The sequence below is a fragment of the Agathobaculum ammoniilyticum genome (genome assembly GCF_025567315.1).
In the GTDB taxonomy this organism is placed as follows: domain Bacteria; phylum Bacillota; class Clostridia; order Oscillospirales; family Butyricicoccaceae; genus Agathobaculum; species Agathobaculum ammoniilyticum.
Genome location: NZ_JAOQJE010000006.1, coordinates 186,553 through 201,010 on the forward strand (window position 1 = coordinate 186,553; position 14,458 = coordinate 201,010).

15 protein-coding genes are annotated in these 14,458 nt (G+C 52.9%); 10 read left to right on the forward strand and 5 right to left on the reverse strand.

Annotated elements, in window-relative coordinates:
- Positions 1–2: 2 nt before the first annotated feature.
- Complete coding sequence (locus OCV66_RS08820; RefSeq protein ID WP_054327349.1) at positions 3–848, forward strand: type III pantothenate kinase; 846 nt, start codon at positions 3–5, stop codon at positions 846–848.
- 92 nt (positions 849–940) lie between these two features.
- Here OCV66_RS08820 and nth read toward each other — a convergent pair whose 3' ends face one another.
- Positions 941–1,579 carry an endonuclease III gene (gene nth / locus OCV66_RS08825; RefSeq protein WP_054327350.1) on the reverse strand — a complete coding sequence of 213 codons (639 nt, stop codon included), beginning with the start codon at positions 1,577–1,579 and terminating at the stop codon, positions 941–943.
- A 200-nt stretch (positions 1,580–1,779) separates the two neighbouring features.
- On the opposite strand from nth, the gene glyA reads away from it, so the two are divergent.
- The 6 genes from glyA to OCV66_RS08855 all read left to right on the forward strand — a co-directional run bounded on the left by glyA (position 1,780) and on the right by OCV66_RS08855 (position 7,048).
- On the forward strand, positions 1,780–3,021 hold the full coding sequence (gene glyA, locus OCV66_RS08830) for a serine hydroxymethyltransferase (protein ID WP_054327351.1): 1,242 nt from the start codon (positions 1,780–1,782) through the stop codon (positions 3,019–3,021).
- Positions 3,022–3,215: 194 nt separating this feature from the next.
- Positions 3,216–4,547: a glucose-6-phosphate isomerase gene (locus OCV66_RS08835; RefSeq protein WP_054327352.1), complete on the forward strand. Its 1,332-nt coding sequence runs from the start codon at positions 3,216–3,218 to the stop codon at positions 4,545–4,547.
- Between the two features lie 76 nt (positions 4,548–4,623).
- Complete coding sequence (locus OCV66_RS08840) at positions 4,624–5,076, forward strand: nucleoside 2-deoxyribosyltransferase (RefSeq protein ID WP_054327353.1); 453 nt, start codon at positions 4,624–4,626, stop codon at positions 5,074–5,076.
- Between the two features lie 39 nt (positions 5,077–5,115).
- Positions 5,116–5,469, forward strand: coding sequence for a putative ABC transporter permease (locus OCV66_RS08845; protein ID WP_054327354.1), 354 nt, complete (start codon positions 5,116–5,118; stop codon positions 5,467–5,469).
- Positions 5,470–5,536: 67 nt separating this feature from the next.
- Positions 5,537–6,307 carry a type III pantothenate kinase gene (locus tag OCV66_RS08850; RefSeq protein ID WP_054327355.1) on the forward strand — a complete coding sequence of 257 codons (771 nt, stop codon included), beginning with the start codon at positions 5,537–5,539 and terminating at the stop codon, positions 6,305–6,307.
- Between the two features lie 69 nt (positions 6,308–6,376).
- Complete coding sequence (locus tag OCV66_RS08855; RefSeq protein WP_147574156.1) at positions 6,377–7,048, forward strand: ECF transporter S component; 672 nt, start codon at positions 6,377–6,379, stop codon at positions 7,046–7,048.
- A gap of 181 nt (positions 7,049–7,229) precedes the next feature.
- Here the strand turns inward: OCV66_RS08855 and spoIVB are convergent, their stop codons facing one another.
- Positions 7,230–8,177: a SpoIVB peptidase gene (gene spoIVB / locus OCV66_RS08860; protein ID WP_159068210.1), complete on the reverse strand. Its 948-nt coding sequence runs from the start codon at positions 8,175–8,177 to the stop codon at positions 7,230–7,232.
- Between the two features lie 447 nt (positions 8,178–8,624).
- Here spoIVB and OCV66_RS08865 point away from each other — a divergent pair, with 447 nt between their 5' ends.
- A complete protein-coding gene (locus OCV66_RS08865) occupies positions 8,625–8,789 on the forward strand; it encodes a hypothetical protein (protein ID WP_262564286.1) in 165 nt (54 codons plus the stop codon).
- A 348-nt stretch (positions 8,790–9,137) separates the two neighbouring features.
- Here OCV66_RS08865 and OCV66_RS08870 read toward each other — a convergent pair whose 3' ends face one another.
- The 3 genes from OCV66_RS08870 to OCV66_RS08880 all read right to left on the reverse strand — a co-directional run bounded on the left by OCV66_RS08870 (position 9,138) and on the right by OCV66_RS08880 (position 13,568).
- Positions 9,138–9,413 carry a sortase family protein gene (locus OCV66_RS08870; protein WP_147574157.1) on the reverse strand — a complete coding sequence of 92 codons (276 nt, stop codon included), beginning with the start codon at positions 9,411–9,413 and terminating at the stop codon, positions 9,138–9,140.
- Positions 9,414–9,514: 101 nt separating this feature from the next.
- Positions 9,515–9,982, reverse strand: coding sequence for a hypothetical protein (locus OCV66_RS08875; RefSeq protein ID WP_147574158.1), 468 nt, complete (start codon positions 9,980–9,982; stop codon positions 9,515–9,517).
- 679 nt (positions 9,983–10,661) lie between these two features.
- Entirely contained in the window at positions 10,662–13,568 is a 2,907-nt protein-coding gene (locus tag OCV66_RS08880; protein ID WP_147574159.1) for a PAS domain-containing sensor histidine kinase, read from the reverse strand.
- A gap of 41 nt (positions 13,569–13,609) precedes the next feature.
- Here OCV66_RS08880 and OCV66_RS08885 point away from each other — a divergent pair, with 41 nt between their 5' ends.
- Both OCV66_RS08885 and OCV66_RS15620 read left to right on the forward strand, forming a co-directional pair.
- A complete protein-coding gene (locus OCV66_RS08885; RefSeq protein ID WP_147574160.1) occupies positions 13,610–14,032 on the forward strand; it encodes a sigma factor-like helix-turn-helix DNA-binding protein in 423 nt (140 codons plus the stop codon).
- The gene (locus OCV66_RS15620) at positions 14,022–14,270 is read left to right on the forward strand and encodes a helix-turn-helix domain-containing protein (protein ID WP_147574161.1); all 249 of its coding nucleotides are present in this window, start codon (positions 14,022–14,024) and stop codon (positions 14,268–14,270) included. Before OCV66_RS08885 ends, OCV66_RS15620 begins: the two co-directional genes overlap by 11 nt.
- The last annotated feature ends 188 nt before the right edge of the window (positions 14,271–14,458 follow it).

Sequence of the window (14,458 nt, forward strand, 5' to 3'; positions counted from 1 at the left end):
GTATGCTTTTGACCATTGACGTAGGCAACACCAATATGGTGTTTGGATTATATGACGGGGACAGGCTGCGGGGTTCGTTCCGCATCTCCACCAACGCGGAGCGGACATCGGACGAGCTTGGCATGCAGATTTCCCAATATTATCATTTTCACGGGCTGGACCGCACCCAGACCGATGCAGTCATCATCGCCTCGGTCGTGCCGCCGGTGATGTATACGCTGATCAACGCCATCCGCAAATATCTGCATGTGCAGCCGGTCATCGCCGGGCGGGATGTGGATATCGGGATTGAGAACCGCTACACCAATCCGCGCGAGGTAGGCGCGGACCGCCTGGTCAATGCGGTGTCCGCGGTCAGAAAGTACGGGAAGCCGCTGATCATCGTGGATATCGGCACCGCGACCACCTTTGACGCGATCGACGGGAACGGCGCATATCAGGGCGGCGCGATTTTCCCCGGCATCAAGGTGGCGATGGAAGCGCTGTTTCTCAAGGCGTCCAAGCTGCCGCGCGTGGATATCGAGCGGCCGGAAAAGGCGATCGGGAAAACCACGGTGCAGTCCATGCAGTCGGGCGCGGTGCGCGGATATGTGGGCGCGCTGGCCGGCATCATTACAGATATCCAAGAGGAGCTGGGTGGTAATGCGCGCGTGGTTGCGACCGGCGGCATGGGCCGCATGATGGCGGAATACTGCGGCCTGATCGACGAGGTGGACCCCAACCTGACGCTGGAGGGGCTGCGCCTGATCTACGAGAACAACAAAGACTGCTTTGCGGGCCGCCAGCTTGACAGCGAGACGTGCCTGCTGGAAGCGGTGGAGGAAGGCGCCTGGAGCGCGGAGAAATGAGTGCGGCGGTGCCTGACGCTGCGGCCGGCGCTGCCTGCGGCAAGACAATAGCATTAAAAAGAGAAGCTGCCCCCTGTGGAGCAGCTTCTTCCTTATTTTGTGACCGGATAAGAGGGGCAGACCGCGCCGAGCGGGCAGCCGGAGCATTTGGGGCTGCGCGCGGTGCAGTGCTCGCGCCCGAACAAAACAAGCCGGTGGCAAAAGTCCGAGGATTCCGCAGGGGAGATCAGCTTGCGCAGCGCGTTCTCCACCTTGACGGGGTCCTTTTCGTTTTTGACAAAGCCGAGCCGGTTGGACAAACGGATACAATGCGTATCGGCCACGATAGCGGGCTTGCCGAAGATATCGCCGAGAATCAGGTTGGCGGTCTTGCGCCCCACGCCGGGGAGACGAAGCAAATCTTCCATGTTATCTGGCACTTTGCCGTCATATTCGCTCAGCAACATGATGGCGCAGGCTTTCAGGTCACGCGCCTTGGTGCGGAACAGGCCGCAGGTTTTGATCGCCTCCGCGATCTCCTCCTCCGGCGCTTCGGAGAAGCTCTGCAGGGTGGGGAACTGTCGGAACAGAGTTTCGGTCACGATATTGACGCGGGCGTCCGTACATTGGGCGGACAGGCGTGTGGCGAACAGCAGCTCGTAATCATGGGTATAGTGCAGCGCGCAGACAGCGTCCGGATAAACCTCCTTGAGCAGCTCGGTCACCGCGGCGGCGCGTTCTTTTTTTGTCATGTCTTTCTCTCCTGACGACGTAAGTATTAATATCATAGCATATTTGTACGAAAAAGCAAGAGTTTTGTCGGCATTTTACATTTTTAACATAAAAAAGTGCTAAAACAGGGCAAAATCTATCTGTTTGCCAGTAGCCGTAAGATGAAAAATGTGGTTTAATGGAGATACAGAATTTATAGCACGTTGATGGAGGTTGAAATATGGTTCGCGAGGCAATGGAATTTGTGAAAGCGTATGATCCTGAGCTGGGCAAGATGATGCAGGCGGAATACGACCGTCAGGCACGCAATATCGAGCTGATCGCTTCGGAGAATATTGTCAGTGAGGCTGTTATGGCCGCGATGGGCTCGGTGCTGACCAACAAATATGCGGAGGGCTACCCAGGCAAGCGATATTACGGCGGCTGCGAATGTGTGGACGAGGTTGAAAACCTTGCGATCAAACGTGTTTGTGAAATTTTCGGCGCGAAGTACGCTAACGTGCAGCCCCATTCGGGCGCGCAGGCGAATATGGCGGTTTATCAGGCGCTGTGCCAGCCGGGCGACACCGTGCTGGGCATGAGCTTGGACAACGGCGGCCACCTGACCCATGGCTCGCCGGTGAACCAGTCCGGCCTGCTGTACCATATCGTGCCGTATGGCGTGGATGAAAACGGTTATATCGATTACGATGCGCTGCGCGACCTGGCCAAAAAGGAAAAGCCCAAGATGATTATTGCGGGCGCCTCGGCCTATCCGCGCGCGATCGACTTTGCCAAGTTTGCGGAGATCGCGCATGAAGTAGGCGCATACCTCTTTGTAGATATGGCACACATCGCGGGCCTGGTGGCGGCCGGCCTGCATATGAACCCGCTGCCGTACGCGGACGTGGTCACCACCACGACCCATAAGACGCTGCGTGGGCCGCGCGGCGGCGTCATCCTCTCAAACAATGAGGAGCTGGGCAAGAAATTCAACAAGGCGATTTTCCCGGGTACGCAGGGCGGCCCGCTGGAGCATGTGATCGCAGCCAAGGCGGTTTGCTTCGGCGAAGCGCTCAAGCCGGAATTTAAGGCGTATCAGAAGCGCGTTGTTACCAACGCCAGGGTGCTGGCGGACGCGCTGATGAAGCAGGGCTTTGACTTGGTTTCCGGCGGTACGGACAATCACCTCATGCTGATCGACCTGCGCAAGACCGGCGTGACCGGCAAGGAGCTACAGCACCGTCTGGACGAGGTATATATCACCGCGAACAAGAACGCCATCCCGAACGATCCAGAAAGCCCGTTCGTTACCTCCGGCCAGCGCGTGGGTACGCCGGCGGTCACCTCCCGCGGCTTTGGCGAGCCGGAAATGCTCCACATCGCGGAGTTCATCTGGCAGACTGCCACTGATTTTGAAAATAAGGCGAATGAGATTCGCCGCAACGTATGCGATATTTGCGCCAATTTCCCGATTTATTAATTGCAAAAGCCGTTCCTCTTTTCAGGGAACGGCTTTTCTGCGGCTGCATGGCGGGAATGGTGGGGAAAATGTTGCATGAAATTGCTCGAAGGGACAAAATATTTGTAGAATATTAACAAAAACCTTGCCAGGCGCTGAGATTATTGGTATACTATTGGAAAAGGGTTATAATGAACCGGAAAGGGAAATGAATCATGGCAATGGAACTCAAGCTGACAGGGCTGAAAGGCTTCGTGGGAGAGGAAGAGATTTCGCAGATGACCCCGCTGGTGCAGGCGGCGCAGGATGTGCTGCATGCCGGCTCGGGCGCAGGAAATGATTTTCTGGGCTGGGTTGATCTGCCCGAGGCCTATGATAAAGAGGAATTCGCGCGCATCAAGCAGGCTGCGAAAAAGATCCAGCAGACCTGCGAGGTGCTGGTCGTAATCGGTATCGGCGGCTCTTACCTGGGCGCGCGCGCGGCGATCGAATTTGTGAACGGGCAGATGTACAACGGTGTGCGTCCGGAGGGGATACCGGAGGTATACTTTGTCGGCAATAACATTTCCTCCTCCTACCTGAACGATATTGTCAAAATCATCGGAAACCGCGATTTTGGGATCAACGTGATCTCCAAATCCGGCACGACGACCGAGCCTGCGATCGCGTTCCGTATTTTCAAAAAGCTGATTGAGGAGAAGTACGGCAGGGAAGGCGCGAAGGAGCGCATCTTTGCCACAACGGACAAGGCGCGCGGCGCGCTGAAAAAGCTGGCGGACGACGAAGGGTATGAGACCTTTGTTGTGCCGGACGATGTCGGCGGCCGTTTCTCTGTGCTGACGGCGGTTGGCCTGTTGCCGATGGCCGCCGCGGGCGTGGATATCGACGCGGCGATGGCCGGCGCGGCCGAGGCGCGCCGGAATTTTGCGGATGGCACGGAGCATGCCTGCGCGCAATACGCGGCGCTGCGCAGCATCCTGCATCAGAAAGGCAAAAGCATGGAGATTTTGGTCAACTACGAGCCCGCGCTTGTCATGCTCGGCGAATGGTTCAAGCAGCTGTTCGATGAGTCCGAAGGCAAGGACCACAAGGGCCTGTTCGCAACGTCGGCCAACTTCTCGACCGATCTGCACTCGATCGGCCAGTTCATTCAGGACGGCGCGCGCATGATGTTTGAAACGGTTGTCTGGGTGCGCGAGCCGCGCTCGGAAAGCTATATTGAGGAAACGGCGGAGGATATCGACGGGCTGAATTACTTGGCGGGCAAGAGCGTGCAGTTCGTCAACTCCAAGGCCTATCAGGGTACGCTGATGGCGCATATGGATGGCGGCACGCCGAATATCATCGTTGAGATCGATCGGGCGGACGCATGGCATTTCGGTTATCTGGTCTATTTCTTTGAAAAGGCGTGCGGTATTTCCGGTTACCTGCTTGGCGTCAACCCGTTCAATCAGCCGGGCGTTGAGGCGTATAAGAAAAATATGTTCGCCCTGCTTGGTAAGCCGGGCTTTGAGGAGCGCCGCAAGGAGCTGGAAGCGAGACTGTAACAAACGACAGGAAGGGATGCCGCGGAGATGGCATCCCTTTTTTGTGTGCAACGCATAACAGGGAGGGCATGCAAATATGAAAAAGATATATCTTGCCGGTTTTGATGTTTTTGCGCCGGATGCAAGACAGCGCGGCGCAAAAATGAAAATGATGTGTGCGGAAAAGGGCTTCGCAGGGCTGTACCCGTTTGACAACGAGGCGGATAACGCGCAGGATATTTTTGCCGGCAACTGTGGGCTGATCGATCAGGCCGACATCGTGATCGCGAACCTGAACCCGTTCCGTGGTGCCGAGCCGGACAGCGGCACCTGCTTTGAGGTCGGCTACGCCCATGCAAAGGGAAAACAGATTTACGGGTATGTGTCCGATGGGCGCGCGATGCGGGAGAAAATCGGGGAAAAAGATGCGGAGGGCTTTGCGGTGGAAAATTTTGGTCTGCCGCTCAATCTGATGCTGTGCGGCGCGGCCAGGATCGTTGCCGGAAATTTTGCCGCGGCGCTGGCGGTTTGTGCGTCCGAGCAGGCATAACGGCGTCGGGATATGACATAATAAGTCCGGTGATGAGAGATGAAGCAGCAAACAGCCGGACTGTTCCTTTTAGGAGCAAGTGGGTATTCCGCGCTCGAAATTCTGTGGCGCGGCTACACGCACTGGACGATGGCGCTCACCGGCGGCGCGGTACTGGTAGGGCTGAACCGGCTGCGTCCACGGGTGCGGGCGGAAAAGCCGCTGGCAAGGTGTCTGTGTGGCGCGGCGTGCATCACGGCGGCGGAATACGTCGTCGGCTGCACGGTCAACCGGAAGTACCGGATGGGCGTATGGGATTATTCGCGCGAACGCGGCAATATCCAAGGGCAGGTATGCCCCAAATACGCGGCGCTCTGGATGCTTTTGGCGGCTCCGTTCATGCTGCCCCAATAAGTGCTTGCAAAGTATGTCCGGATGCCGTATAATGGCGTTGGCAATATGCAGGGAAAGAGGGGCCGATATGCTGATTGCAGTTAATGCAGGGAACAGCCATGTTTTGCTTGGCGGTTATGAGGAAGACGAGCAGCTCTTTGCCGCTTCCATCGCGACCGAGCCCAAGTGGACACGGGATGATTACGCCTGCAAGCTGCAGCAGGTTTTCGGGCTGTACAGCGTACCTGTCGGCCGCATCCGCGGCGCCGTGGTCAGCTCGGTCGTGCCGAGCATGGTCACGGTGCTCGAGGACGCGCTGCGCCTGCTTGGCGTGACCGATGTGATCGAGGTATCGAGCGGCGTCAAAACAGGGCTTAATATCCGGTCGGAGCAGCCGCGCCAGGTTGGATCGGACCGCGTGGCGAGCGCGGTTGCGGCGCGCGCAAAGGGGAAGCTGCCGTGCGTGGTGGTCTGCCTCGGCACGGCGACAACGTTTACCGTGCTGGATCAATCCGGCGCTCTGGTCGGTTCGGCTATTACAGCGGGAGTACGCCTGAGCCTGTCCGCTCTGCGGGAGCAGGCGGCGCAGTTGCCCGCGGTCGCGATCGAGGCGAGGGACGAGGGAATCCTTGCGCGCAACACGGCCGATGCTATGCGCGTGGGCGCGGTATACGGCGCGGCAGCCATGGTGGATGGCATGGTCGGACGCTTTGCCGAAACGCTGGGACAAACGCCCCATGTGGTCGTGACGGGTGATATTGCGCCACTGGTCACGCGGTATATGCGCGTGCCGTTCGAATACGACCAAAGCCTTGTGCTGGATGGCCTGCATCTGATCTGGAAGCGGAACCGGTCCTGACCCGCAGAAGCCGAAATAAGCCCTGTACCCGACGATAAGGGCGGGACGGGAGCAGGAGGAAAATTACATATGAAAAAGAACAAAACAACCAATGTGCGCGTTCTGGCACAGCTTGGCCTGCTGGCGGCAATCGAGATCGTCATGAAGCTGATCGGGTTGGGCAGCGTTCCCGTCGGGCCGCTGTACATGTCGTTCCTGACCGTGCCGATCGCGGTCGGAGCGATGACGATGGGGCCTGTGGCGGGTGCGATCCTCGGCGGCGTGTTCGGGCTGGTGAGCTTTAAGGACGCGCTGACCGGAGGCTCCGCGATGACGAGCGCGCTTTTCCAGGTCAGTCCGGTCAATACGTTTATCCTGTGCGTCGCCATGCGCATCCTGATGGGCTGGTTCGTCGGCCTGCTGTTTAGCCTGCTGCGGCGTGTGGACAAAAAGGGTGGCTGGAGTTATTTTGCGGGCGCGCTGTCCGCGCCGCTGCTCAATACGCTGTTCTTTATGGGGTATATCGTGCTGGTGTTCTATAACTGCGAATATATCCAAAATATTGTGGCGACGAATGGCGCGGCAAATCCGCTGATGTTCGTGGTGCTGCTGGTCGGCATGCAGGGCTTGGTCGAAGCGGTCGTCTGCTGTGCCGCGGGCGGCGTGATTACCCGCGCGGTCGCTTCGTTCCTCGGCCAGCGCGCGCCGGCGCCGGCAAGGAAAACAACGCCGTTTGAGGAGCTTCCCTCCGAAAAAACATAACCGGTTCAGCACCCTGCGCGAGCAGGAAATATATATTAGCAAAAAGGCATTTGGAGTAATATCCAAATGCCTTTTTGTTTCTTTTCGCCTGAATTTTGTCTCTTTAATCTAAAATATGCAATTTTGAGGAAACACTTTTATGTATTTCTATAAAAATTTTAATCGGTATCATGATACTTACTTACACATGAGTCACCGCGCCGATGATCTTCCCATTCTGCAGAACAGGTGATCCGCTCATCCCCTGTACGATACCGCCGGTCTTTTCCAGCAGCGCCTGATCGGTCACGCGCAGCATCATCCCGCGCCCATATTCATCGTCCTGCGGATAAATTTTGACAACCTGAACAGAATACGATTGTACCTTGTCTCCCTCGACATTGGCCAGGATTTCCGCCTCACCCACCTTTATTTCGTCCGCCGCGGCCACCGGTACGGATTCCAGAGAGGAATACAGCGAACTATCGGTCAGCGTACCGAAAATGCCGCTTTCCGTATTCTCATTTACCGTGCCGAGCGGCACATCCGATTGGAATTCACCCTGCAGCGCACCCGGTTCTCCAACCTCGCCGCGCTGCACCGAGCCTACCACAGAATACAGGACGCTACCCTCTTTCAAGGGCATCAGCACGCCTGTTTCTCCGTCGCAGATACCGTGTCCGAGCGAGCCATAAGCGCCGGTTTCCGGATCGACGTAGGTCAGCGTACCGATACCGGCCATGCTGTCACGCGCCAGTACGCCAATCCGGTATACACCATCCGTATCCGCGCGCGGAGTCGCTGTTACCGTTTGCGTTTCGCCATTGCGCAAAATTTCCAGTTCAACCGGCTGCCCCGCCGACAAGGCAATCTGCTTCTGCATTTCGTCATTGGACGCCACCTCGGCGCCGTTTACTTTGACGATCATGTCGCCCTCCGACACGCCCGCGTCACGGGCGGGACAGACCGCTCCATCCGCTGTCTGCACATCGTTCAGCCGCACCACCAGAACGCCGTCCGCGCTCATCTGGATGCCTACGGTGTGGCCGATGGGGATTACCGATGTGATTTCCGCCGCCTGTGCAGTAACCAGCATCATCAGGGTCAAAAGCAAGGATATTGCGATTTTTTTCGCTTTGCTTTGCTGCACTTTTTTCACCTCCGCCATTTACTATGCCACCCGCGCCGCAAAAAAAGCCTGTGAACCTTTGCTATTCCCTTGTGATTTCTGGATAGGCGATAAGTCTTTGGCCGTGGAAAGGTTTTCTAAAACGAAAAAGAGGCGGTTTCTCCAAGCAGTTTGGAGAAATCCGTCTCTTTTGGCAGCATTTATTTAATTGCGGCCTGATCTGTCAAGGTATTTACCCTTCATTAAAAAACTTACGGATAGTATTCAAGATGCTATGTGTAAACGTTTTATATATTGGATGTTTCATAAGCTGTAAATCTATAGTATAAATATATAACCACAGTTTACTAAAGAAAGAATGGGAAATAATAGGCGTAACTTTCTAATATAGAGGTGCATAAAATCAAACCCGGGAAAAATAATTTCCTTCCTGATGATTCTGTGGTTGTGAAAGGGGCTCGCTTTGCCGTGGAGCTGGAATTGAAGAAAAAGCAAGCCCTTTCACAACCTATTGCCCAATTTGATCAAAAAACAGGCAAGATATTTATGATCCATGCAGATGGAACACGAACTTTCGTAGGAAACCGATTGCGGAAAGGGCGATATAGTGAACGGAAAAAAGAAAAAACCTGAGATTGTTGTTTTTGCAGGTCCCAACAGATCAGGGAAAAGTACAATCACTACTATATTACGACCTGTCGAAATGGATTATATCAATGCTGACGATGTTCAACGAATTTTGCATTGTGATACCCTAAGCGCAGCAAAGCTCGCCGAGAGACAACGCGAAGATCATGTGTCCGATAGGCGGGATTTTTGTTTTGAAACAGTGCTTTCCGCTGACAGAAATTTAAAGCTGATAAAGCGTGGAGACGCTGCAAACAACTTTCTTCAACGCGCTTTTTCCGTCTTGTCCTAATACACACATTCTGCAACCTGTAATGCCCCCGTTTGCTTCTTTCTATTCTTCTTCACAGTAAGTCACAACCACAAACCCTCCCTCCTGAGTATGGGTAGCCAAGGTAAGCAATGTACTCCGCATTGCGCAACGTAGTCCGCAAAGGCTTGCGGCTTGCGCAGGTCACTGCACTGATAAAAGCGGAACACGTCAGTTTCGGCTTTGGGATATGCCTGCGAATAGAACACACCCACCACCTGATAGCTGCGCCCGCCGTCCAGAGTTTCCAGTGTGATGGTTGAATGCGCCTGCCAGAAATCCTGTTCCGCGTAAGACAGCAGGAGGAGTGGGGTAAACATAGTTGCCGTTTTTCATGTTGTGCCCATAGATGATGATATGGCGGCTGTTTTGCTGGTAACCCGCACCCACAAAGGGCACGCCGCTGACGCTCTCATCACCGTCAAAAGCGCGGCGCAGATAGTACCCAGGGTCGCATGGAGTATACATGACCGGATAATCCAGTAGGGTGTCTGGGATGGACAGCCAACCGAAGAAATCCGGATTTTCCCCCTTCAATATGTGGAATAGAGCCACAGACTCTGCGTATACTTGCCCGGTCTTTGCAGTGACTTCTTTTCCAAAAAGCAACTCTATTGCCAGCCATCGCATCACCGCCGTTCTGGTGAAAGCTTTTCAGCACAACGTTGTAGATGGACTGGAACAAATCACGTTCCATATTCGGCATACGACCATCGCTGGAAAGAGCCTCCTCCCAGTGTACTGCTATGCGCTGATCCGCCACATCCAGTACGGCCTGGTGGCGTTGGGGCACAGAATTTTTCAGCAGGGTGACCATGTTCTCACTGACTGTTTCGGTCTGGATCAGTGTCTCCATTTTCATGCCGAGCATACCCAAATTCAACGCCAAAAACGCTCCCCAAAAGACCCTTGAGAAACTTCCTGCATAATTTCCTGAAATGCGCCACCAAATTCTTCGGTTACCTGTAAATCACCCAAGGTAAATGCACCCAAGAGGGTCTGAGCTAAAATGCTGTCTACGGCCAGACGCAACTGGGAAACCGTGTATTGGTTGTTGTTTAGCAACCATTACGAAGTGTCGGGCAATGTATCCCGCATTTGCGGTTTGTGCTGTCGGATAGGTTTCGACGTTTGGAAGGGACGGTTGAAATCGATATTTACCAATTTTGTGTTCCATCAATTTAAGTATGTGTTAATGCGAGCGAGTCCAACAGCTTATAGAATCTAGGGCTATCGCAAAATGCAAATTTTAGTCTAAGATAGAAAAATGGCGCAAATAAAAAGTTACCGAGAATAGTAACTTCTGGGTTTCTCGGTAACTTTTATTTGCTTTTATTAAAAAAACTATTCTTCGACAGGTCCTTTTCATCTGAAGCTGTCAACCAACCTGCTGGCGAAAGGATCCGGAGGAGAAAGGCATGAAGGAGAAACATCAGGCTCTTTTCTGCAGGCTGAACCATAGGAGAGGGATGTCCATTTCCTTTGGCTGTGTTTATTCTGACAGTGATACAGCGCTGAAATTTACGATTGCTGCTCCATAGCAGTCAGACAAGCACATGGTTTTGCTCTTAACGATGAGATGGATCGTTTTTCTTCTTCAAATATTTCGATACTGTACTATACAGCAGATCCATCTCCACAGGCTTCGAGATGTGCGCATTCATTCCGGCATCCAAAGCGTCACGCACATCCTGAGCAAACGCATTTGCCGTCATTGCAAAAATGGGAATGGATGCAGCGTCTGGATGATCGAGCCTTCGAATTTCTCTTGTCGCCTTATAGCCATTCATCACCGGCATCTGTATGTCCATAAAAATCGCGTCGTAGGTTCCCGGCGCAGACTGATTGAATTCGTTGACCGCCTGAAGGCCGTCACGCCTGAGTGTGAATGTGGCGCCCCACATCTGCAGCAACTCCCCGAGTATCTCGGAATTGATCTCGTTATCCTCGACAAGCAGGAAATGGTAGCCGGACAGGTCGCCGTGCCCCACCTCAACGGGCACATCCTGAGGGTGCTGTTCCTGCTCGGCGGGAACGGCAAATTCGAGCTCCACTTCAAACTTTGTCCCTTTCCTCAATTTGCTTTCCACTTGGATCGTACCGCCCATCAAATCAACCAGGCCCTTGGTGATGCTCAATCCCAGGCCGGTCCCTTCTACCTTGGAAACCCTTTCGCTCCGGTTAAAGGGTTCAAACAGCCGGTTGAGGAATTCATCTCTGATGCCGATTCCGGTATCCTGAACTGTGAACCGGTAGCGTACACATCCATGGCTCTCTGTATTGATCTCCTCAACGCGGAAGATGACCATGCCACCCTCCCATGTGAACTTGAACGCATTGCTCAGAAGATTGATCAAGATCTGCTTGATTCTCAGTGCATCACCGGTAAATTTGATATGCCGAAACACGCCCGTCTCAATTTTAAAGCACAGACCCATGTTTTCGGCTTGAGTGGTCATAATAGAGGATATGTTTCCGATCAGCTCCTCAATATGGATCGTTTGAAGATTCAGTTGTATTTTAGACTGTTCGATCTGGCTCATATCCAGAATGTCATTAATCAGGCTGAGCAAATGCTGGGACGATACGGAGATCTTGTGCAAATAATCCCTCAGCTTGTCCGTGTTATCCAGATTGGCAAGCGCTAAGGTCGTCATGCCAACGATCGCATTCATGGGCGTACGGATATCATGGCTCATCGATGAGAGGAAATCACTTTTCACCTTGCTCGCGTTTTCTGCTTCGCGTAATGCTTTTTCAAGTTCTTCCTTTGCCTTTCGCTCTGCATTTACAACATCCGTTACATCTGCCCGAATAAAGCAGACCCGCCCGAGCCGCAGATCGATGGCTGAAACGTGCATTTTTTTCGTTCGGATCTCACCGGCAGCATTGCATACAGAAAAGATGAACGAGTAGCTTCCCTGCGACTTTAACCGTTCCAGCATCGTGGTGGGATCCAGCATCTTTTCCACATATCCTTCTTCGCAAGAATCCTTCACAAGTGTCTCTTCCACGACTTTCCGGATGCGCCCAGAATTACATCCTGCCATTTCAGGGATATTGTCATCTCCGCCGCTCACGATCTCATATTGGTCTGCGAGAAGATCCACATCCGCTACCAGATCATACTTTGTAGAAGACAGCGTTAAAAATATCTTATCTCGGATTGCCTTCTTCGTGACGTCCGTCACAGTTAGGATGCCAGTAATATCTCCTGTATCCGGCATCTCCACTAAAAGCACCTTGAATTGCACATATCTTCCGGCGCGCTGCTTCGGGAGGTCAATAAAGCAGGACATGACAATCTCTCTGTTATCGGCAGCATAAGCCCTTTGAGCCGGTTCATTCAGATATTTGGAGTAAAATGTTTTTCGCTCCTCTTGATCAACAATCAGAGTTCCCAGTCCTGTGAAAAATTTTTCCCGCTCTGAACCAAACAGGGAAAGAAGGTCGGAGTCTGTGTGGTCCACGATCTCAAGGATTTGATTTTTTGTAATGTCGCAGTGTCCAAGAATCAAGGCATCCGGCCCAGCCAACTGGTAGTGCTGGTAGATCTGCTCCTGATACTGCTGGCGCAGCTGCTCCTTGACCTTTTTTTCCGCGGTCACATCGTGATAATCGGCATAAACCCTTACACAGTCGCCGTCGCACTGAATGACAGATACCTTGGTTTTGACCCAGATATACTTCCCATTGCCTTTTTGCAAGCGATACTCAAGCTCATACTTCTCGCGCTTTTCACTGATACAGCGCTCCATATTCTCCTGAACAAATGCCTGATCGTCTGGATGCACGCCGGCAAGGGCGTTCTCCTGATACATAGCCCAGGCATCCTCATGGGGCATATCCAGCATTTCTGAAAAGCCTTCTGAGAGATATTCCGGCTTGATGTTCCCCTCCGCATCATGTCGGATCACAGCCATGCCGCCGGGAAGATATTTCACCGCGGTCTGGAAATACTGCTCCAGCCGCTCCTTCGCCCTGCGTTCTTTCAGCTCCTCCGTCGTATCGCGTACATACTTGATGTATGCCGGTCTCCCATTCCAGTCGATCGACTGGGTCCTCGTGGTATAGGTCCTCCCATTCATCTCATAAGCCTCCGCACCTTCCGGCTGTGCGGCCGCACTGGAATACAGGGAGCAAAACTCACATGGCTCTGTTCTGCCGTGCAGCACCTCATAGCATTTTCCAACTGAGAAGGCGCTCTGTGCCCCGTCCCTGGATTTCAGGCTGTTGGCATACAGGAGGTTGTAGTTTTCCGAATCGATCACATAAATATTGTCCGCCGATTCACTGACAATATGCTGAAACAGCTGGACCTCCGGAGACAGCCCAGAGAACAGCACAAAAAACTCCTCTTCAACCGTCCACCCCACCAGATGACACCAGATCTGACGGTCGTTCTTGCTTTTCAGCCAGAAATGTGTGCTGAGTTCTATATGCTTTTCCCGCGCCGTGCGCAGGGCCTGTTCCACCTGCTCCCGGTCGCGCTCACAAATGATCGGTGGTGAGTGTAATGCTTACGTCGCTTACGCCACAGGATGTTATGGTGAAACGCTTTATCAGCTATTGCTGGAAAGCAATCGAAAATCAGACAAGTGAAGTGTACAGATTTTTACGAAAAGATGCACTATGCCATATTCCGGGTGCGCTGTTCTTTGAGGCCATTCCACAACCGGTAAATGTGATACATCTGACAGGCACAGAATTTGTAATTGGGGATATTTGCGTGCCTGTTTATGACAGCGATCTTGCTGACGCACTAAAACAGCTTTCGATAACACAGCGAGAGATTATCTTGCGTTCCTATTTTCTACAGCAAATAGATCAGGAGATAGCTTCAAGTATGAAGCTGACCAGAGAAAAAGTAAGCTACCAGAAACGGAAAGCGATGAAACAACTCCGAGAATGGTTTGTTGGGGAAACGTGTGAAGAGTAAAGCAAAAGAGAAACGGATTCTAAGCTATGATACGGTCAAAAAAGCTGTACATGGAGACGAACAGGCAATGCTACGGGTTGTACATTTCTTTCAACCGATAATCCATTCGAACGCCTTACGCCCGTATATTGATGAACAGGGTAACTATACATTTTACGTTGACCCGTTTGTCAAGGGGCATATTGAAAACGGGCTTTTAAGGGCGAATTTGGATTACCAGAAGCACTGGAATAAATAATCGCTTTTTTCATCGGCTTCCCCATGGGGATTTATAAAATGATTATGGGGAAGCCGATGAAAGGCGGCTGCAGTATGAGCTTTGACAAGTAAAGAGCATGGATGCGTTCCTATGAAGTAAGCGCCGGAAAGTTGCAATCCGCTGGGTTAAATGAGCAGATCAACAGCGACCATCGGCGGCTGAATACC

Coding starts and splice junctions, on each gene's coding strand:
- OCV66_RS08820 (WP_054327349.1), top strand. CDS start 3: ATGCTTTTGACCATTGACGTAGGCAACACCAATATGGTGTTTGGATTA.
- nth (WP_054327350.1), bottom strand. CDS start 1,579: ATGACAAAAAAAGAACGCGCCGCCGCGGTGACCGAGCTGCTCAAGGAG.
- glyA (WP_054327351.1), top strand. CDS start 1,780: ATGGTTCGCGAGGCAATGGAATTTGTGAAAGCGTATGATCCTGAGCTG.
- OCV66_RS08835 (WP_054327352.1), top strand. CDS start 3,216: ATGGCAATGGAACTCAAGCTGACAGGGCTGAAAGGCTTCGTGGGAGAG.
- OCV66_RS08840 (WP_054327353.1), top strand. CDS start 4,624: ATGAAAAAGATATATCTTGCCGGTTTTGATGTTTTTGCGCCGGATGCA.
- OCV66_RS08845 (WP_054327354.1), top strand. CDS start 5,116: ATGAAGCAGCAAACAGCCGGACTGTTCCTTTTAGGAGCAAGTGGGTAT.
- OCV66_RS08850 (WP_054327355.1), top strand. CDS start 5,537: ATGCTGATTGCAGTTAATGCAGGGAACAGCCATGTTTTGCTTGGCGGT.
- OCV66_RS08855 (WP_147574156.1), top strand. CDS start 6,377: ATGAAAAAGAACAAAACAACCAATGTGCGCGTTCTGGCACAGCTTGGC.
- OCV66_RS08870 (WP_147574157.1), bottom strand. CDS start 9,413: ATGTTTACCCCACTCCTCCTGCTGTCTTACGCGGAACAGGATTTCTGG.
- OCV66_RS08885 (WP_147574160.1), top strand. CDS start 13,610: ATGCTTACGTCGCTTACGCCACAGGATGTTATGGTGAAACGCTTTATC.